The organism is Blautia fusiformis (genome assembly GCF_020686995.1).
GTDB lineage: Bacteria > Bacillota > Clostridia > Lachnospirales > Lachnospiraceae > Blautia_A > Blautia_A fusiformis.
Window position 1 is genome coordinate 68,777 of sequence record NZ_JAJEPT010000009.1, and the last position, 19,918, is coordinate 88,694.

Consider the following 19,918-nt stretch of genomic DNA (forward strand, 5'->3'; position numbering starts at 1 on the left):
CTGTTTTCTCACCCAGTTTCTCTGTATATGTGCAATGAAAGATGAGATACTTTATCCCCATTCCAGACAGGTACGCAGAGCATGACTCTCACAAAGCAGTGTCCATTCAGATAGTTGGAACCGTTGTGTGCGGCTCAGTATAGATAATATCAGCAGAAATAAGGTATTTGCTGTCGGAACAGAAAAAGTTTCAAAATAGATCAAAAAATATTGCTGAAGTCTGCCTATCAGTGTTTTTTCGCTGTATAATGTTTTTGCCGTACAGGGTCACTTTCCTTTGTAATGTTTTATGCCAAATTCATTATACATCAGGAAATCCTGTACGATATTTTTTTATAAAAAAGTTGTAAAGTGGTGTATCAATATCATAATTTTCTAAAATTGAAACTTTTTACGCTTTGACAAGATATATAAGAATGTAAAGGTTAAAAGCTTTTAATTTTTGAAAATATTAAAAAGAAAGTAGGATTGATATGACAGATGAAGAAGAACTTTTGCAGCGTCTCAGGAACAGAGAAAAAAATTCAATAGATGAAGCAATCCGAATTTATACGCCGTATTTGAGTACTGTTTTGTATCATATGGCCGGCAATTCACTGCCGAAAGAGGATATTGAAGAAATTGTGGCAGATGTGTTTGTTGTACTTTGGAAGAATACCGGGAGGATAGATTTGCAGAAAGGTACATTACGGTCATATCTTGCTGCTGTTGCCCGGAATTTTGCTCTGAAACGGATAAACAGAAAGATGGACCATACATCTCTTGAAGATATTGAGCTGTCAGATGGCAAAAATTTCATGGAAGAGAATTTTCACAATAATTATGTATGGGAAACAGTTATGAGCCTTGGCGAACCTGACAGCGAGATTTTTGTAAGGCGGTATAAATTTGATGAAAAAATCAAGGATATTTCAAAAGCAATGGGACTTAATATTTCTACAGTTAAGACCAGACTTTCAAGAGGAAAAAGAAAACTCAGAAAAATGTTATCGGATGCGGAGGAAAAATTATGAGAAGAAAAAATTTGCTTAAAGAATTGGGAATACAAAAACAGGCAGATGCTTCCCTCAATGCTCTTGATATTGATACAGAGAATGTCAGACAGAGAGTTTATGCAAAACTTGACTTCGCAGATACAGAAAGGAAGCAAACGACTATGAGATCAAAAAAGAAAATATTACCTTTGTTGATAGCTGCAACACTTACAATTGGAGTTACTGCTATGGCAGCAACAGGAAAGATTTCAATGTGGACAGGTTCATCTGCATCACGTGCTGATTATACATCTCTTCCAACGTCAGAACAGATTACAAAGGATATTGGGTATAGACCGGTATTGATTGATACCTTTGAGAACGGGTACTGCTTCAAAGAGGGCAATATTATAAAAAACAGTTTTAAGGATGGCAATGCAAATGTAATTGAGAATTTTAAATCTGTGTCCTTTGATTATCAGAAGAATGGAGATGTTGTATCGTTTGAACAGCAGAAATTTAACTCAAAACTTACTCCGTCAGGTGATATTATTGCCACTGTAAATGGAACAAATTTGTATTATGTACATTATATAAATAAAGTGGTATCAAATGATTACGAATTGACAGAACAAGATAAAAAAGACCAGTCCAGTGGAAAAGTTATATTCAGTTACAATGACAGTGCTTCTCAGATTGAAGTCAGTCAGGTTCAAAGCGTTAACTGGAATAAGGATGGCATCCAGTATGATTTGCTGCAAATAGATGGAAAATTATCTGCCGGAGAACTTGCAGATATGGCGAGAGAGGTTATTAATAACAGAAGATAAAGAAAAAAGATGGTGGATTCAGTCCGGTTCACCATCTTTTTGTAACTGTTGTGGAAATACCTGTATCGCAGCTGATGCATAATATGTTATAATTTACAGATAGTGTAGCTGTCCAGAACTTTTATAGTTAAAATAAAAGTACAGCCTTTCGATTCATTCAATTAGCTGTACTCTCATTTCCTAGATTGACATGATCCAGCAAAGGGATTGCGTAATTGATATCGTTACGCTGCCCTTCACGGATCATAAAATAAACCGGATAACCGTATGCATCTACAACTGCATGGATTTTTGTGCTGGCTCCACCACGGCTGTGTCCGATTTCGTTTGGAGGCCCCCTTTTTTTGCTCCAGCACTATGCTGATGAGCTTTGACGATAGAAGCGTCCATTGACAGTTCTGTTAATTCGGCTTCTAAGCTCAAAACACGAAAAATATTATCAAGGGTGCCGTCTTCAATCCATTTACGGAAACGGGAATAAACCGTTTGCCAGGAGCCATAACGTTCTGGAAGGTCTCGCCATGGAGCTCCGCTACGAGCAATCCAAACAATTCCATTCAGAATTGTCCGGCTGCATTTTTGTGGGCATCCCTGTTTTCCAGAATTTTCAGGCGGCAGTAATGAAGCTATACGGATCCATTCTTCATCGGTTAATTCGTATCGTCTCAACATAATTTTTCAATTCTATCATAAAAGGATTTTGGGTTCAAGATGGGGTAATGAGAAATTTTCTATCCGGATGTCCTGTTTATTCTTTATGATCATTCCAATACATGCGACAGTGCAGTGCCATTCCCGGAAATAAAAAAACGGCTCATATCTTCATGCTCCAGTTCAAAATTGGTGTCCAGGGCTATCCTTTCGCCTGATAGTTTTCATACAGTTCAGAAAAGAAGCTGTTCTTTCAGTTTCCATTTTCTGTTCCTGGAAGTAAAGGCTGCCTCCACAGAATTCAGAAGCAACAGCCTTTTCTGCTCCTGGGTAAGATCTAACAGAGATTCCATATATCGGAATTCCCGGGAAAGGGTTGTTCTTTCGATCGCCGGATCATCGGTATTTAAGGTTACCTTAAGTCCCATTTCGAGAAATGTTTTCAGCGGATAAGCAGACATTTCTTCCATAGCTTTTGTCTGGCGATTGCTTGTAGGGCACATTTCCAGAAAAACCCCCTTATCCTTTACAAGCTGTATCACTTCCTTATTTCCCGCGATCCTCACACCATGACCGATCCTGACTGCCCCCATATGGACAGCTGTTTTTACATCCTCTGCATTTCCGGCCTCGCCTGCATGGATGGTAAATGGAACCTGATATTCTCTTGCTTTTGCAAAAAGCGCCTCGTAATTTTCTGTTGGAAAGAGTGCCTCGGCTCCTGCAAGATCGATAGCAACCACGCCACCATCTTCAACAAGATATTTTTTTGCCAGCTCCAGAGTTTCCAGATTTTCTTTCTGGTTAAGATCACCGCGCATACAGCATAAGATCAGATTACCGGGGATGGGAGTTCTTTTCAGACCACGTAATGCAGCATGGATCGCTGTTTCCTGAGTCATTTCCTTCTGTGTATGGAGCTGTGGGGCAAAACGAAGTTCTGCGTAGATCACACCGTCTTCCTTCATTTCAGAAAGAATAAGATAAACAGCCTCTTCCAATGCCTCTTCTGTCTGAAGAAGAGAAAGAGGCAGGTCAAAGCATTTCAGAAAATCATTGAGATTTTCGCAGGTATCCGGCACAGAAAGGAGAGAAAGAAGCTCTTCATCTGTGGCAGCCGGAAGCGTGATCTGCTGCAATGCGGCAAGTTTTCTGGCTATCTCTGTTGTAATGCAGCCGTCCAGATGTGCGTGGAGATCGATGTAGTGATCAATTCTATTTTCTGTTTTCATAGGCGCTAAGTACCTCCCTGGTTGGATTTATTCTTATCCCTGAAATGGTTTTGCGTTTCTTATGGTATCTGTCGGAAGGAAATATTAAGGTGAATTCCGGGTTATATTTCCTGTGTGGCTTTTTTTAACCAGGATTGCTCTTCTTCATTCAGATACGGAGAAATCTTTTCGTATACAAGGGCATGATACTGATTGAGCAATTTGCGCTCTCCTGCTTCCATCTGTTCCGGATCGATACCTTCCAGATCAAATGGGACCAGAGTCAGTGGCTCAAATTTCATAAACTGGCCGTAGGATGTTTTTTCGGCTTTTTTGCAAACTACAAGATTTTCGTGACGGATGCCGAATTCATTTTCCGCATAATATCCCGGTTCATCGGAGGTGATCATCCCTTCTTCCAGAACAGGAGCCGGAAGCTCAGCAGGGCTTTTCCAGCGGAAGCTCTGCGGTCCTTCGTGTACATTGAGAAGATAACCTACGCCATGGCCGGTTCCGTGGTTGTAATCCTCTCCCATAGCCCAGAGAGGTCCTCTAGCCAGGGCATCCAGATTCAGGCCGGTACAGCCGTAACGGAATTTTGCTGCTGCCAGGTTCAGGTGTCCACGGAGTACTGCTGTGAAATATTTTTTTTCTTTTTCAGTAACCGGGCCAAGTACAACGGTGCGGGTGATATCAGTAGTGCCCTCCAGATAATGTCCGCCTGTATCCATCAGAACCAGCCCTTTTGGCTCAAGTGGAATATTGGTTTCTTCTGTAGCACTGTAATGGACAATGGCTCCATGTGCACCGTAGGCAATGATGGGATCAAAGCTGTTTCCCTGAAAATTCTCCTGTGCGGAACGGAATTCATAGAGCTTATCAGCAGCGGAAAGCTCGGTGATCTCCTTCATTCCCACATTCTTCTTCAGCCAGTGGATAAACTTCACCATTGCAACGCCATCTTTAATATGGGCTGTCTTTTCATTCCGGACTTCGGTTTCATTTTTGATGGCTTTTGGGAGAAGGGTCAGATTTTCACCGTCCAGGATCGTTACCGTCTTTGGAATACTGCTGACCAGCCGGCTGTTTACATTGCTTCTGGAAAGAAATACCTTTTTCTCTTCGGGAATCGTCTGTACATAGGTGTAAATATCATCATATGGATAAATGGCAATACCGTCTTTGGAAAGTGCTTCCTTAACAGAATCCGAAAAGGCTTTTTCATTGACAAAAAGACGGAGCTCACTGTCATCCAGCACAAGATAGGAAAGAACTACCGGGCAGCAGTGGATATCATTTCCGCGGATATTTAAAAGCCATGCAATGTCATCAAGGGAAGTGAGGATAAAGAGGTCTGCGCCCTTCTCTTTCAGTTTGCTGCGGATCTCACGGATCTTGTCTGCTCTGGATCTTCCGGCCCATTTTTCGGATAATTCCATTACCGGTTCACAGGAAAGTGCCGGACGATCATCCCAGATATTTCCGATGAGATCCTCATTTACAGAAAAATGTACCTGTTTTTTCTGAAGGATTCTTTCTAGCGTCTCTGCTTCTTCTGCGCTTACGGTACGGCCATCGAAGCCGAGACACATTCCCTCTTTCAGATTTTCTTCCAGGAATTTGTGGATCGTTGGTACGTCCGGTTCTCCCATCTTAAACAGAGTAACCGGAGTTCCCTCTAACTGCTGTGCAGCCTGGATAAAATATCTTCCGTCTGTCCAGAGTCCGGCCATGTCCTGCATGATCACGGCAGTTCCGGCAGAACCGGTAAATCCGGTGATGTATTTTCTGCATTTAAAATAATCCCCAACATACTCAGAACCATGAAAATCATCGGTCGGAACCAGATAAGCATCGATTCCCTTTTCCTTCATTTGTTTTCGAAGAGCTGTGATCCGTTCTGTAACTGTCATAATCTTATGCCTCCTCTGTATAACTGTTCTTTATCGCAAAGCCATGATCCATAGGGCCGCTTCCTTTTCCCAGATCCAGCATGGCAGCAAGGGCTCCGGAAATATAGTCCTTGGCACGGTTTACAGATTCCACCATGGAAAATCCCTTTGCAAGGTTGGAAGTGATGGCCGAGGAAAGAGTACATCCTGTTCCGTGGGTATTGGGATTGTCGATCCTTTTTCCCTCAAACCACTGATATGTTCCATTCACATAGAGAAGATCATTGGCATCATTGAGCTTATGTCCGCCCTTGCAGAGAACTGCACAGTGATACTGCTCGGAAACCTGTTTTGCAGCTTCGATCATATCATCGGCGTTTTTGATCTTCCGTCCGGTAAGCACCTCGGTTTCCGGGATATTCGGGGTGAGAAGATCTGCAAGAGGAAACAGTTCTTCCTTCAGAACATCCACCGCCTCCTCACTGATCAGTCTTGCACCGCTTGTGGCAACCATAACCGGGTCCACCACGATATTTTTTGCCCGATACTGTCGGAGCTTTCCTGCGATCATATGGATCAGATCACTTTCGGAAACCATTCCGATCTTTACTGCATCCGGAAAGATATCCGTAAAAATACAGTCCAGCTCCTGACCCAGGAACTCTGCGGTTGCATTCTGGATGGCTGTGACACCGGTGGTGTTCTGGGCAGTCAGCGCGGTGATGGCACTCATGGCGTATACTCCGTTTGCCATCATGGTTTTAATATCGGCCTGGATCCCGGCTCCTCCGCTGGAATCGCTGCCTGCGATGGTTAATGCTGTTTTCATCTTTGGTTTCCTCCGTTTTCTGTGAATATATGGTTCTGTAACTCTGTCAGATCCCGACAGTAGATATAGGCATCCTTTTTCAGCTGTTCCTGATCCGGTTCTCCTAATGCGTCATAAATACCGGCAGTCAGAAATCCTGCATTTCCGGCAGTCTGCAACGCGTAGAGAGAATCCTCCACAACCAGCGTCCGGGATGGCTCCGTTCCCAGTGCTTCTGCAGCTGTAAGATAGACCTTCGGAGAATGTTTGCTTTCTCCGATCTCACTGGTGGTATAGATTTTATCAAAAAAGGAAAGAAGTCCGTTTCTTTCCAGCGCCCGGCAGATATGTTCCCTGGGGCTTGAGGTTGCCACCGCAGCCGGGATTTTCTGTTCTGCAAGGCATTGAAGAAGTTCTCTGGCACCTGATTTTGCCGGGACCTCTTCAAAATAGTATTTACGGATCCGGGATTTCAGATCCATCACGATCTTTTCTTCGGAATACGCAAGAGTAAACCTGTTTTTCAGCCAGTCCGCTCCCTGCTCCATACTCATGGGAAAAAGGATTTCGTCCATTTCCGCAACCGGCTGATATCCCAGATCTGTAATATATCGTTTTCCAAGCTCCTTCCAAACAGAGAGCGAATCCAGAAGGACGCCGTCTGCATCAAATATCACGGCTTTTATAGGAAAAATCATGTTTATGCTCCTGAAAATTTTTTTGTGATACTCTGTCATTGGAACATTACGAAATAATTTCCCATGACATAAAAAACTGATATAAAAAACGCGGATATATCACAAAAGATATATCCGCATTTATTATAAGCCGCAGATATCCAAAATGCAACCGGGAGTTAAGGAGGCTCATCTGAAACAGCAGCTCTATTTTCAAAACATTTTTTATTCTTTACCGTTAAAACAATATGTGCATATATTACAAGGATCGATCCCAATGGATTCCAGAAGATCATCCAGTCTGTGATAACGGAGAGTTGTAAAATTCTGCATCTCGCAGATATCCTGTACCATCTGCTCGTATTTCTCTGTATGTGGATCTGCATATTCATCCAGAACTTCCTGCGGACAGTTGGGGCCTTCTCTCTTCTCGATCACCTGACGAGTGATCAGCTCCATCTCAGATTTGGAACGTGAGAAGTTTAAATATTTGCAGCCGTACATGATTGGCGGGCAGGCAGGACGGACATGAACCTCTTTGGCTCCGCTGCGGTACAGAAATTCGGTTGTCTCGCGAAGCTGGGTGCCACGTACGATGGAATCGTCTATGAGAAGAAGTTTTTTATCCTTGATCAGCGCACGTACCGGGATCAGTTTCATTTTGGCAATAAGGTTACGCTGGTTCTGATTGGTCGGCATAAAAGATCTGGGCCAGGTTGGTGTATATTTAATGAATGGTCTTGCGTAAGGAATGCCGGATTCATTGGCGTATCCGATGGCATGGGCAATGCCGGAATCCGGAACACCGGCTACAATGTCCGGGTGCACGGAATCGCCGTCTCTCTTTGCAAGCATGCTTCCACAGCGGTAGCGCATCTCCTCTACATTTACACCTTCATAAGAGGCTGTCGGATATCCGTAGTAAACCCAGAGGAAGGAACAGATCTTCATTTTCTTTCCGGGCTCAACCAGAGTTTTGACTTCGTCTGCTGTTACGAATACGATCTCTCCGGGGCCAAGTTCTTTATAATCTTCGTATCCAAGGTTGATATAGGCATGACTTTCAAAGGAAATACAGTATGACCCTTCTTTGCGGCCAATTTCCACAGGAGTTCTGCCCATCTTGTCACGGGCTGCATAAATTCCGTCTTTTGTCATAAGGAGCAAAGTCATGGAGCCGTCGATTAGTCCCTGTACGTACTGGATACCTTCCACAAAGTTGTCCTTTTCACAGATCAGTGCAGCGATCAGTTCGGTCACATTGACTGTTCCATTGGTCATCTCCTGAAAATGTACCTTGGTCGTATCATACAGCTGCTGCAGAAGTTCATCGTAATTATTGATCTTTCCCACAAAAGTGAGGGCAAAGCTGCCGATCCTGGAACTGAACAGAAGGGGCTGAGGCTCATAATCAGAAATACATCCGATTCCCATATTTCCCTTCATGGAACCCACATCTCCGTCAAATTTTGTACGGAAAGGCGTGTTCTCAATGTTGTGGATGGCACGGTCAAATCCATGTTCTCCGTAAACAGCCATACCTCCGCGGCGTGTTCCCAGATGAGAATGGTAATCCACTCCGTAAAAAAGCTCCAGTACACAGTCATCATTCGATGCTACTCCAAAAAATCCGCTCATAATGCGCTCCTCTCTACTACTATGATGTTAACGATTTCTGTTATCGTTCCTATATCCATAATCGCTATCAGTATAGCATAAGAGAATTGAAAATAAAAACCAATTTGGCGGATAATCCTGCTTTTTCAGAATAAACTATAAAGATATTAGCCGGATTTATAGAAGTGGAAAATTTTTTCTGTATGAGACAAAAGAAACAGCTCCGCTTTTGCAGAACTGTTTCTTTTGGCCATTTGGCAAATATGTGGTTTAAAAATCCGGTTTATTCCTGGGTGATTCCCTTAAACTCGTAACCGGCTTCCTTGATCACTTCTTCAACCTTTGCCTCGTCAACCTTCTCAGGTACAGAGAATACAGTTGTTCCGTTCTCGTGGGAAGAAACTACGTCTTCTGCTCCGAAAGCTGCCTGGATGGCTTTGTTTACGTGTGCCTCACAGTGTCCGCACATCATTCCTTCTACATTGACCGTTACCTTTACCATTGTTTTGTTCTCCTTTTCTTCTTTTATATTTTCATCATGACTGATGTGTAATGTTACCGGATTTTTGATCGTTTTGTCTTTGTCTGCATTGTGGACCTGAAACAGATTCAGACGCAGCGCATTTGTTACAACACAGAAGCTGGAAAGACTCATGGCCGCAGCTCCGAACATCGGATTCAAGGTCCATCCGAAAAGCGGGATCCAGACACCTGCTGCAAGGGGAATGCCGATTATATTGTAGAAAAATGCCCAGAAAAGATTCTCATGGATATTCCGAAGTGTGGCACGGCTTAAACGTACTGCCGCTGGAACATCGCTTAACTGGCTCTTCATCAGAACGATATCTGCCGCATCAATGGCAATATCTGTTCCTGCACCGATGGCAATTCCGATATCGGCTCTTGTAAGTGCCGGCGCGTCGTTGATACCGTCACCGACCATGGCAACCTTTCCCTGCTCCTTCAGAACGCGGATCACACTTTCTTTTCCATCCGGAAGAACTCCTGCGATCACATCGTCAACTCCTGCCTGAGCTCCGATGGCTTTTGCGGTACGCTCATTGTCACCGGTAAGCATAACTACACGGATTCCCATGTTCTGAAGCTCTTTTACTGCACGGGGACTGTCTTCCTTGATCACATCCGCAACTGCGATGATTCCCAGAAGTTTACCGTTTCGTGTGAAAAGAAGGGGCGTTTTTCCCTGCTCTGCAAGCTGCTCGGCTCTCCTGTTAAGGTCTGCGGAAACCTTTGTCTGGCTGCTGATAAATTTCATGCTTCCGCCTGTCAGTTTGTCACTTCCAAGTATAGCGGAAAGTCCGTTTCCCGGAAGTGCCTGGAAGCCGGTTACTTCAACTGTGGCAAGGTTCTCTTCCTCGGCTTTTTTTAGAACTGCCTTTGCCAGTGGATGTTCACTTTTTTTCTCCAGTGCACAGGCCAGAGAGAGAAGCTCTGTTTCTGTAACTCCCTCAGCCGGGAGAATATCTGTTACCTCCGGCTGACCGCTTGTAATGGTTCCGGTTTTATCCAGTGCGACGATCTGGACTTTTCCTGCTTCCTCCAGGGAAACAGCTGTTTTGAAAAGGATTCCGTTTTTGGCACCCATACCGTTGCCGACCATAATGGCAACCGGTGTTGCAAGGCCAAGTGCGCAGGGGCAGCTGATGACCAGAACGGAAATCCCCCTTGCCAGAGCATAACCGAAGGTCTGTCCTGCAAGAAGCCAGATGATTGTTGTGATCACTGCGATTGTGATCACTGCCGGTACAAACACGCCGGAAACACGGTCTGCGATCTTTGCGATCGGTGCCTTGGTGGCTGCCGCATCACTGACCATCTTGATGATCTGGGAAAGGGTGGTATCCTCTCCTACTCTGGTCGCTTCGCATTTGATAAATCCGGATTGGTTCACGGTTGCCGCAGAAACCATATCTCCGGTTTCTTTATCAACCGGGATACTCTCGCCGGTCAGTGCGGATTCATTGACTGCGGTGGTTCCTTCCAGGATCACTCCGTCCACCGGAATATTCTCTCCCGGGCGGACGACAAAGGTTTCTCCTTTCTGAACCTGCTCTATTGGAACGGTAAGTTCCTTTCCGTTTCGTACTACAACCGCAGTTTTTGGCGCAAGCTTCATAAGGCTTTTCAGGGCATCGGTAGTCTTTCCTTTGGAACGGGCTTCCAGCATTTTTCCTACGGTGATCAATGTCAGGATCATGGCTGCAGATTCAAAATAAAAATCCATCATGTAATTCATAACTGCAGCAGAATCTCCATCTACCTGCGCTCTTGTCATGGCAAACAGGGCATAGACACTCCACAGGAAGGATGCCATAGAGCCAAGAGCTACCAGAGTATCCATATTGGGGGAACGGTGCCACAGACTCTTAAATCCGTTGATGAAAAACTTCTGGTTGATCACCATGATGATACCAGCCAGGAGCAGCTGTACCAGTCCCATGGCTACGTGATTGCCGTCAAACCATTTCGGCAGTGGCCATCCCCACATCATGTGCCCCATGGAGAAATACATCAGCACCAGCAAAAATCCCACGGATGTGATAAGACGTTTCTTTAGGATCGGAGTTTCATGATCTTCCAGCGCTTCTTCTGCCGCAGACATGGAAATCTTCGCTCCGGCAGCTCCGCCCTTTAAGGATGCACCATATCCGGCGGCTTCCACTGCGGCAATGATCTCACCGGATGAAGCGATTCCTTCAACTCCCATGGAGTTGGTCAGAAGACTGACGGAACAGCTATTCACCCCCGGAACTTTTGATACGGCTTTTTCCACACGGGCAGAGCAGGCAGCGCAGCTCATACCAGTTACATTATATTGTTCCATTTTCTTTCAGTACCTCCTAAAATCCAGTTTGTCCCTTTATTTCATAAGCTTCTGGAGGGTTGCTACCAGCTCATCAATGGTCTCATCCTTACCTTCCCGGATATCCCGGGCAACGCAGGTGCGGATGTGGCTGGCAAGCAGCTCTTTGTTGAACGCATTCACTGCAGCATTGACTGCAGCGGACTGGATCAGGATATCATTACAGTAGGCATCATTCTCCATCATTCCTATAATGCCTCTGATCTGGCCTTCAATACGTTTCAGACGGTTGATCAGCTTTTTTTTCTTCTCTTCTGAACGTGCAGTGTGTTTTTCACAGCAGCAGGGACAGACTTTCTTTTCAGACATAGGCTGTCTCTCCTTTCTCATAAATACCCTTATGGGGTATCCTCTATATATGGAATATATATATACCCTCATGGGGTATTTGTCAATAGAAACAGTATTTTTATAATAAAAAAGCCCGCTCATCCGATAATGGTAATGAGCGGGCAATATAAACTTATAATTAGCCGAATCAGTTAAGTCCCCCACGGGGTTGCGAAAAGCAATAAGCAGTGGGTGAGGACTTGGCTATAATTCTACTCTTCCACGATATGTCCGAAATAATAGAATCCCTTGCAGGTATCTAGGCTTACTTTTACATATTTGCCGATGAGATCTTTTTCTCCCGGGAAATGAACCAGAAGATTATGCTGGGTACGGCCAGTAAGAGTACCCTTCTCCCGGTTTTCATCTTCTACCAGGATTTCCTGAATGGTTCCCTGGAAACGGGAGGAATTCTCCCGGCCCTTTTCCTGTACCAGGGTAAGAAGACGGCTGAAACGGTCTTTTACCACATCCTCCGGCACCTGATTTTCCATGCCGGCTGCAGGGGTTCCGCTTCGTTTGGAATAAATAAATGTGAAGGCAGTATCGTAATTTGCCTTTCTTACAACATCCAGTGTTTCCTGGAAATCTTCTTCTGTTTCTCCTGGAAATCCGACCATGATATCTGTTGTCAGCGAAATATCCGGGATCGCCTTACGGATCTTATCTACCAGCTCCAGATATTTCTCCTTGTCGTAACGGCGGTTCATTTCCTTTAAGACTCTGCTGCTTCCGGACTGCAGCGGAAGATGCAGATGGTGACAGATCTTCTGGCTCTCTGCCATGGTCTGGATCAGCTCATCGGACAGGTCCTTCGGATGGGAAGTCATAAAACGGATACGCTTTAGCCCTTCGATCTTTTCCACTTCTTTCAGAAGTTCTGCAAAGGTTACCGGTGTTTCCAGAGTTTTTCCGTAGGAGTTTACATTCTGACCAAGAAGCATGATCTCAGTAACGCCATCTGCGACCAGTTCCTCGATTTCGCGGATGATGGCCTGTGGCTCGCGGCTCTTTTCGCGGCCGCGGACATAAGGAACGATGCAGTAGCTGCAGAAGTTATTGCAGCCAAACATTACGCTGACTCCTGTTTTGAAGGAGTATTTGCGGGAAGTTGGCATGCCCTCTACGATTTCATCGGATTCCTTCCAGATATCAATGATCTGGTCGTCGGTCTGCAGCGTCCGGTAAAAAAGCTCCGGGAATTTGTGGATATTATGGGTTCCGAATACAAGATTTACATATTTATAATCCTTACGGATCTTTTCTACTACGTGATGCTCCTGCATCATACATCCGAACAGTACGATCTTCATATCCGGGTGATTCCGTTTGATGCTCTTTAAATGTCCAAGATGTCCATAGATCTTCTGATTGGCATTTTCCCGGACTGTACAGGTGTTAAATACAACTGCATCAGCATCCTCGGTATCTACCATTTCATATCCCATTTTTTCCATGATGGCCGCAATAGACTCTGTCTGGATGGAGTTCATCTGGCATCCTTCATTCTGGATGTGGAAGGTGGGACGTTTCGTACTGTTTTTGGCAAGAAGCTCTTTACATTTTTCGATGTACTGAAGCTGGATCTCTGTTTCTTTGTTCTGGCTCAAATCAATTCCTCCAATAACTAAAATTTCATATGTATCTATAAATAATTCTTCGTTAGACAATATCAGACGGGAGCGTTTAACTCCCGTCTGGTATATCATACAGAATTTACAGTTGTCTGTCAAAGAGTTTTTATAATAGCGGTGCAAAAACTCTCAGTACGTTCTGAATGGCACGTACCACAATATTTCTCTTCTGGCAGAATGCCAGATCAATGGGATCACAGTACTCCAGGGTTTCTGTAAAATCATCCCGGATGTCCAGGATCACATCATTCTTATACATCCAGACACCATCTTCAAAATGCAGATAAAGGCTTCGGTAATCCAGATTTATGGTTCCTACGACGCCTACTTTGTCATCACAGACAAAAGATTTTGCATGTAAAAATCCCGGCTGGTATTCGTAGATCTTTACACCTGCTTCCAGAAGCTGTTTATAATAAGACTGTGTCAGCAGGAAGACCATTTTTTTGTCCGGGATGCCTGGTGTCATGATCCGGACATCTACACCGCTTTTTGCAGCGAGGCACAGGGCGGTCATCATCTCATTATCTATGATCAGATATGGCGTGCAGATATAAACATAGTTTTTGGCACGATTGATAATATTAAGATAAACGTTCTCTCCTACGATCTCATCGTCCAGGGGGGAATCGCAGAATGGCTGGACATAACCGCTTCCCGGAAATTCGTTGGGGTGCCACCTGTGCGGAACATAATTTCCGAAATCAAGAGAAGTATCTGTTCTGGTAACGATTCCCCACATATACAGGAACATAGCTGTCATATTCCAGACGCCTTCTCCTTTCAGCATAACGGCTGTATCCTTCCAGTGGCCAAACCGTTTTCGCTGATTGATATATTCGTCAGCCAGGTTGATGCCGCCGGTAAAACCGGTCCAGCCATCGATCACACAGATCTTACGGTGGTCACGGTTATTCTGGATAATATTAAGAATCGGACGGAATCGGTTGAATACTTCGCATTTGATCCCCCGCTGGCGCATCTCCTGATCATACTTGTACGGCAATGTGGTAAGGCAGCCGAAGCCGTCATAGATCAATCGGACATCCACTCCTTCTTTAGCCTTTTTTTCAAGGATATTAAGGATCGTCTGCCACATTACCCCGTCATTTATGATGAAATATTCGATAAAAATAAAATGCTTTGCCTGCTCCAGTTCATGCACCAGAACCGGAAACATATCATCTCCTACCTGAAAATACTCTGCTGTGGTATTCTCGTGAACCGGATATCTGGAATACTGCCAGATATAATCCGACTGGATCCTCATGGAACGGTCGTCTTCGTTTAAACGTTTTCTTGTGAGTTCTGAGACTTCCAGGTATTCTGCAGTTTCAGCAATAAGATTCTGATAATGCTGTTCCATCACAGTACCGATCCTTGATTTACCGAAAAGAAGGTACAGGGAAACACCAAATACCGGAAAAATAAGGATCAGCATCGTCCAGGCGAGCTTATAGGATGGATTGATCTTTTTATTTACGATCCACAGAACAACCAGAAAACCTATGGCCTGCATTCCAATCGTCACCCATCTGGAGTATTCCATAATCCGGAAAAGGGCGATCAGCAGCCATGCCAGCTGCACAACAAGAGCCAGAGCTACATAAAAAATTCGATTAAATAATAATTTAAGGAGCGATCGCAATGGTTTGATAATCAGTTTAATAAACAAATTCATATTTCTTTCCTTCGTCAAACGTTCCTGTTTCTATTTAATTAAAAATCCCTGACCATATAGCCAGGGATTTTTGCGCACAATTAATTATATTTACGTTTTCTTGCGGCTTCAGATTTTTTCTTACGACGAACGCTTGGCTTCTCGTAATGCTCTCTCTTACGGATTTCCTGCTGGATTCCCGCCTTAGCACAGCTTCTCTTGAATCTGCGAAGAGCGCTATCTAAAGTCTCGTTCTCTTTTACGATAACGTTTGACATAGACTCACACCTAACCTCCCTCCAGTTGTAGATTGTGCTAAAATACAACTGTCTGGGTATTTTTCTTGCACGAGTGTTATTATATAGCATAACAAGTGCTTTCGTCAACATCTTTTTCGATTTTTATGAAAAAAATGTCAAAACTGTAAATCACGCGCAACTTTGTTATTTTGTGAGCTGTTTTTCAAGGATTCCTGCTGCTGCGTCCATAGCTTCCTGAGCCTTTTCCGGATTCTTTCCGCCGGCCTGTGCCATGTTCGGACGTCCGCCGCCGCCACCGCCAACGATCGCTGCCACGGCTTTGATCAGGTTTCCTGCATGAGCGCCTGCTTTCTGAGCTGCATCCGTTGCCATTGCAAGAAGATTAACCTTGCCGTCGTTTACTGCTGCAAGAAGGACAACACCTTCGCCAAGCTGCTCTTTCAGTTTATCACCCAGGTCTCTGAGACCGTTCATGTCAACGCCCTCAACTTTGGCTGCAAGGAGTTTTACGCTGTTTACTTCAACGACTTTATCCATGACATCGCCAAGTGCACTCTGGGCAGCTTTGCTCTTGAGGGATTCATTTTCGCTCTGAAGAGCCTTTACCTCAGCCTGCAGGTGGCTGATCTTTTCTACAACCTCGGCTGTATTGGCCTTTAATGCTTTTGCGGCCTCATGGAGAAGCTCTTCCTGCTTTCTGTAGTATTCGATAACTGCTTTGCCGGTAAGTGCCTCAATACGGCGTACACCAGCTGCGATACCGGATTCGGAAACGATCTTAAAGAGCAAGATGGAGCTTGTATTCTTTACATGAGTACCACCACAGAGCTCTTTGGAAAAGTCTCCCATGGATACTACACGTACCTTCTGGTCATATTTCTCACCAAAGAGAGCCATTGCTCCGGATTTCTTTGCTTCTTCCACATCCATGACATCGGTATGGACATCAAGACCTGCCAGGATCTCTTTGTTTACAAGATCTTCTGTTGCCTGGATCTCTTCTGCTGTCATTGCCTGGAAATGAGCAAAGTCAAAACGAAGTCTGTCCGGAGTTACCAGAGAACCCTTCTGCTCTACGTGGGAACCAAGAACAGTTTTCAGTGCTTTCTGAAGAAGATGTGTTGCACTGTGGTTTTTCTCGGTATCTTTTCTTGCTTCTTCGTTTACCTTCAGGGATACTGTCTCACCTGAGGAAATCATACCGGATTCCATATGTCCTACATGACCGAATTTGCCACCGCGGAGTTTGATGGTGTCCTCAACAACAAATTTACCGTTTGCAGTCTCGATCACACCGGTATCACCTTCCTGTCCACCCATTGTTGCATAGAAAGGAGTCTGCTCTACAAATACGGTACCCTTCTGTCCCTCTGTGAGAGAATCTACGATTTCTGTTTCTGTGGTAAGGACAGTAACCTTGGAATCAAAGGTAAGATGATCGTAGCCGACGAATTCTGTTGTTACGTTTACATCGATATCATCGTATACGGTTGCGTCTGCACCCATATAGTTGGTTACTTCACGGGCAGTACGTGCCTTGACTCTCTGCTCTTCCATTGCCTTCTGGAAGCCTTCCTCGTCAATGCCGTAACCTTTCTCCTCAAGGATCTCTTTTGTAAGGTCAAGAGGGAATCCGTACGTATCATAAAGCTTGAATGCGTTATCACCGGAAAGGGTCTTTTCACCTGCTTTTTTCATATCCTCTTCCATGTCGGAAAGGATGCGAAGTCCCTGATCGATAGTTTTGTTGAACTGATTCTCCTCATTTGTGAGTACACGGAAGATGAACTCTTTCTTCTCCTCAAGCTCCGGATATCCGGCTTTGGAGCTCTCAATTACCTGTGCACTTAATTTGGCAAGGAAAGTCCCCTCAATACCGAGAAGACGTCCATGACGTGCTGCACGGCGGATCAGACGGCGGAGAACATATCCACGTCCCTCATTGGTGGGCATGATTCCATCGGAGATCATAAATGTTGCGGAACGGATATGGTCCGTGATCAGACGGATGGAAACATCATCTGCATAGTTTTTCTCATATTCTTTATGTGCGATCTCACATACAAGATTACGAAGTGCACAAATTGTATCTACATCAAAAATAGAATCTACATCCTGAACAACTACAGCAAGACGCTCAAGTCCCATACCGGTATCGATGTTTTTCTGTTTCAGGGTTGTGTAGTTTCCGTTTCCATCGTTCTCGAACTGTGTGAAAACGTTGTTCCATACTTCCATGTAACGGTCGCAGTCGCAGCCTACCGTGCATCCGGGTTTGCCGCAGCCGTATTTCTCTCCGCGGTCATAATAGATCTCAGAACATGGACCACACGGACCTGCTCCATGCTCCCAGAAATTATCTTCTTTTCCGAAACGGAAAATACGTTCAGACGGAATCCCTACCTCTTTGTTCCAGATATCGAAGGCTTCATCATCATCCTGGTAAATGGATGGGTAGAGACGGTCTGCATCAAGTCCTACAACCTCTGTAAGAAACTCCCAGGACCAGTGGATGGCTTCTCTCTTGAAGTAATCACCAAAAGAAAAGTTACCAAGCATTTCAAAGAAAGTACCGTGACGTGCGGTTTTACCTACGTTCTCGATATCTCCGGTACGGATACATTTCTGGCAGGTTGTCACTCTTGTTCTTGGCGGCTTCTCAGCACCTGTAAAATATGGTTTCAGCGGAGCCATACCTGCGTTGATCAGCAGAAGACTCTTATCTCCCTGAGGAACCAGGGAAAAGCTTTTCATTACAAGATGGCCCTTGCTTTCCATAAAGTCAAGGAACATCTTACGAAGTTCGTTCACTCCGTACTTTTTCATGTTGTTATCCTCCTTGTGTCAACCCTACCTGTCAGCATTTCCGGAATGCGGTAGTTTTATCCCGGAAATGTCACAGATATGGGAAATTATTTTACACAGATCTTTTTGAATTTTTTCTTGCCTCGTTTCAGAACGATCCCGTCCCCTGCAAAAGCATCCTTCTCAACCGTGTGGTAAATGTCGGTGAGCTTCTCACCATCGATGGATACACCACCCTGCTGGATCGCACGGCGACCCTCGGAACGGCTTGGTACCAGCTCTGCTTTTACAAGAAGTGTGATCAGGTCGATTTTTCCTTCCTCGTCAAAATCTTCCTCTGAAAGCTCTGTTGTAGGCATATGAGAAGTATCTGCACCTGAGAACAGTGCGCGGGCACCCTCCTGTGCTTTCTTGGCTTCCTCCTCACCATGTACAAGCTCTGTCAGCTGGTATGCAAGGATCTCCTTGGCTTTGTTCAGCTCGCTGCCTTCCCATTTGGCCATCTCGTCGATCTCCTCAAGAGGAAGGAAGGTAAGAAGACGCATACATTTGATAACGTCAGCATCATCTACATTTCTCCAGTACTGGTAGAAATCGAACGGGGATGTCTTATTCGGATCAAGCCATACAGCTCCGGACTGTGTTTTTCCCATTTTTTTGCCCTCAGAATTGAGAAGCAGTGTGATGGTCATGGCATAGGCATCCTTGCCAAGCTTACGGCGGATCAGCTCAGTACCGCCAAGCATATTGCTCCACTGGTCATCGCCACCGAACTGCATGTTGCAGCCATATTTCTGGTACAGCATGTAGAAGTCGTAGCTCTGCATGATCATGTAGTTAAATTCCAGGAAGCTTAAGCCTCGCTCCATACGCTGTTTGTAGCACTCTGCTGTCAGCATACGGTTTACGGAAAAGTGAGCACCTACCTCACGGAGAAGCTCTACATAGTTAAGGTTCATAAGCCAGTCAGCATTGTTTACCATAAGAGCTTTTCCATCAGAGAAATCGATGAAACGGCTCATCTGCTGCTTGAAGCAGTCAATATTGTGCTGGATGGTTTCTTTTGTCAGCATCTGACGCATATCGGTCCTTCCGGACGGATCACCGATCATTCCTGTTCCGCCGCCAAGAAGGGCGATCGGACGGTTTCCTGCCATCTGCAGTCTCTTCATCAGGCAAAGAGCCATGAAGTGACCTACATGAAGGCTGTCTGCTGTAGGGTCAAAGCCAATATAGAATGTGGCTTTCCCGTTATTTACCATCTCTTTGATCTCGTCTTCGTCTGTAACCTGTGCGATCAGGCCACGTGCTTTCAGTTCTTCCCAAACTGTCATTGTTCTTTCCTCCTGTATAGTCATATAAAAAATGCCCGGTTCCTGTCCGTTTAGGACGAGAACCGGGTCCCGCGTTACCACCTAAATTTACAGAAAACTCGCATTTCCTGCCTCATAAAGTGAATCTACATCCCGTTATATCCATATATATCAAGATATAAAACCACTTCAGCACAATAACGGGTGCCATTCCGTCGCAGCCTATCTATAATACGCTATTATTATAAAGTTTATAATTTACAGTATCAAGTCCCGATTCGGTGCGCAGCTCCGGGATGTATTCACAAAAGTTCTACCCTGCGCCTCTCACCTGCCGGCTGCTCTCTGTGGGGTTTTCCTCAAGCTACTTTT

At 44.8% G+C, this 19,918-nt stretch carries 15 protein-coding genes and 1 other annotated feature (1 of these 16 only partly in view); of the genes, 2 read left to right on the plus strand and 13 right to left on the minus strand.

Annotated features, from left to right (window positions below; genetic code table 11):
- Positions 1-473 precede the first annotated feature (473 nt).
- Both LKD46_RS09230 and LKD46_RS09235 read left to right on the plus strand, forming a co-directional pair.
- A complete protein-coding gene (locus LKD46_RS09230) occupies positions 474-1,013 on the plus strand; it encodes an RNA polymerase sigma factor (protein WP_092070503.1) in 540 nt (179 codons plus the stop codon).
- Positions 1,010-1,804, plus strand: coding sequence for a hypothetical protein (locus tag LKD46_RS09235; RefSeq protein WP_118753133.1), 795 nt, complete (start codon positions 1,010-1,012; stop codon positions 1,802-1,804). The genes LKD46_RS09230 and LKD46_RS09235 overlap by 4 nt, the downstream gene beginning before the upstream one ends.
- A 273-nt stretch (positions 1,805-2,077) precedes the next feature.
- On the opposite strand, the gene LKD46_RS09240 is transcribed toward LKD46_RS09235, so the two are convergent.
- From LKD46_RS09240 to tyrS, 13 genes are all read right to left on the minus strand, one after another.
- Positions 2,078-2,476, minus strand: a complete 399-nt coding sequence (locus LKD46_RS09240) for an IS5 family transposase (protein WP_227574064.1) — start codon at positions 2,474-2,476, stop codon at positions 2,078-2,080.
- A gap of 212 nt (positions 2,477-2,688) precedes the next feature.
- Positions 2,689-3,687 (minus strand): adenosine deaminase, encoded by a 999-nt coding sequence (add, locus tag LKD46_RS09245; protein WP_022427226.1) that lies wholly within the window; start codon positions 3,685-3,687, stop codon positions 2,689-2,691.
- A 101-nt stretch (positions 3,688-3,788) separates the two neighbouring features.
- Positions 3,789-5,579 carry an aminopeptidase P family protein gene (locus LKD46_RS09250; protein WP_227574065.1) on the minus strand — a complete coding sequence of 597 codons (1,791 nt, stop codon included), beginning with the start codon at positions 5,577-5,579 and terminating at the stop codon, positions 3,789-3,791.
- 4 nt (positions 5,580-5,583) lie between these two features.
- Positions 5,584-6,387, minus strand: a complete 804-nt coding sequence (gene thiD, locus LKD46_RS09255) for a bifunctional hydroxymethylpyrimidine kinase/phosphomethylpyrimidine kinase (protein WP_015524951.1) — start codon at positions 6,385-6,387, stop codon at positions 5,584-5,586.
- A complete protein-coding gene (locus tag LKD46_RS09260) occupies positions 6,384-7,064 on the minus strand; it encodes an HAD family hydrolase (RefSeq protein WP_173758320.1) in 681 nt (226 codons plus the stop codon). Before LKD46_RS09260 ends, thiD begins: the two co-directional genes overlap by 4 nt.
- Before the next feature lie 204 nt (positions 7,065-7,268).
- Positions 7,269-8,681, minus strand: a complete 1,413-nt coding sequence (locus tag LKD46_RS09265; protein ID WP_173739952.1) for an amidophosphoribosyltransferase — start codon at positions 8,679-8,681, stop codon at positions 7,269-7,271.
- 262 nt (positions 8,682-8,943) lie between these two features.
- Positions 8,944-11,505 carry a heavy metal translocating P-type ATPase gene (locus LKD46_RS09270; RefSeq protein ID WP_227574066.1) on the minus strand — a complete coding sequence of 854 codons (2,562 nt, stop codon included), beginning with the start codon at positions 11,503-11,505 and terminating at the stop codon, positions 8,944-8,946.
- Positions 11,506-11,541: 36 nt separating this feature from the next.
- Positions 11,542-11,853 (minus strand): metal-sensing transcriptional repressor, encoded by a 312-nt coding sequence (locus tag LKD46_RS09275; protein ID WP_227574067.1) that lies wholly within the window; start codon positions 11,851-11,853, stop codon positions 11,542-11,544.
- A gap of 233 nt (positions 11,854-12,086) precedes the next feature.
- Complete coding sequence (miaB, locus tag LKD46_RS09280) at positions 12,087-13,484, minus strand: tRNA (N6-isopentenyl adenosine(37)-C2)-methylthiotransferase MiaB (protein ID WP_227574068.1); 1,398 nt, start codon at positions 13,482-13,484, stop codon at positions 12,087-12,089.
- Positions 13,485-13,614: 130 nt separating this feature from the next.
- Positions 13,615-15,189 carry a cardiolipin synthase gene (cls, locus tag LKD46_RS09285; protein ID WP_118623969.1) on the minus strand — a complete coding sequence of 525 codons (1,575 nt, stop codon included), beginning with the start codon at positions 15,187-15,189 and terminating at the stop codon, positions 13,615-13,617.
- A gap of 80 nt (positions 15,190-15,269) precedes the next feature.
- A complete protein-coding gene (rpsU, locus tag LKD46_RS09290; protein WP_004222305.1) occupies positions 15,270-15,446 on the minus strand; it encodes a 30S ribosomal protein S21 in 177 nt (58 codons plus the stop codon).
- Positions 15,447-15,611: 165 nt separating this feature from the next.
- Positions 15,612-18,254 carry an alanine--tRNA ligase gene (gene alaS / locus LKD46_RS09295; protein WP_173753540.1) on the minus strand — a complete coding sequence of 881 codons (2,643 nt, stop codon included), beginning with the start codon at positions 18,252-18,254 and terminating at the stop codon, positions 15,612-15,614.
- Between the two features lie 86 nt (positions 18,255-18,340).
- A complete protein-coding gene (tyrS, locus tag LKD46_RS09300) occupies positions 18,341-19,567 on the minus strand; it encodes a tyrosine--tRNA ligase (RefSeq protein WP_015524942.1) in 1,227 nt (408 codons plus the stop codon).
- Positions 19,568-19,615: 48 nt separating this feature from the next.
- Positions 19,616-19,918: a binding site (T-box leader), on the minus strand; it runs 18 nt beyond the window's last position.

Coding starts and splice junctions, on each gene's coding strand:
- thiD (WP_015524951.1), bottom strand. CDS start 6,387: ATGAAAACAGCATTAACCATCGCAGGCAGCGATTCCAGCGGAGGAGCC.
- rpsU (WP_004222305.1), bottom strand. CDS start 15,446: ATGTCAAACGTTATCGTAAAAGAGAACGAGACTTTAGATAGCGCTCTT.
- LKD46_RS09240 (WP_227574064.1), bottom strand. CDS start 2,476: ATGTTGAGACGATACGAATTAACCGATGAAGAATGGATCCGTATAGCT.
- LKD46_RS09270 (WP_227574066.1), bottom strand. CDS start 11,505: ATGGAACAATATAATGTAACTGGTATGAGCTGCGCTGCCTGCTCTGCC.
- cls (WP_118623969.1), bottom strand. CDS start 15,189: ATGAATTTGTTTATTAAACTGATTATCAAACCATTGCGATCGCTCCTT.
- LKD46_RS09265 (WP_173739952.1), bottom strand. CDS start 8,681: ATGAGCGGATTTTTTGGAGTAGCATCGAATGATGACTGTGTACTGGAG.
- LKD46_RS09235 (WP_118753133.1), top strand. CDS start 1,010: ATGAGAAGAAAAAATTTGCTTAAAGAATTGGGAATACAAAAACAGGCA.
- LKD46_RS09275 (WP_227574067.1), bottom strand. CDS start 11,853: ATGTCTGAAAAGAAAGTCTGTCCCTGCTGCTGTGAAAAACACACTGCA.
- LKD46_RS09250 (WP_227574065.1), bottom strand. CDS start 5,579: ATGACAGTTACAGAACGGATCACAGCTCTTCGAAAACAAATGAAGGAA.
- alaS (WP_173753540.1), bottom strand. CDS start 18,254: ATGAAAAAGTACGGAGTGAACGAACTTCGTAAGATGTTCCTTGACTTT.
- LKD46_RS09230 (WP_092070503.1), top strand. CDS start 474: ATGACAGATGAAGAAGAACTTTTGCAGCGTCTCAGGAACAGAGAAAAA.
- LKD46_RS09260 (WP_173758320.1), bottom strand. CDS start 7,064: ATGATTTTTCCTATAAAAGCCGTGATATTTGATGCAGACGGCGTCCTT.
- tyrS (WP_015524942.1), bottom strand. CDS start 19,567: ATGACAGTTTGGGAAGAACTGAAAGCACGTGGCCTGATCGCACAGGTT.
- add (WP_022427226.1), bottom strand. CDS start 3,687: ATGAAAACAGAAAATAGAATTGATCACTACATCGATCTCCACGCACAT.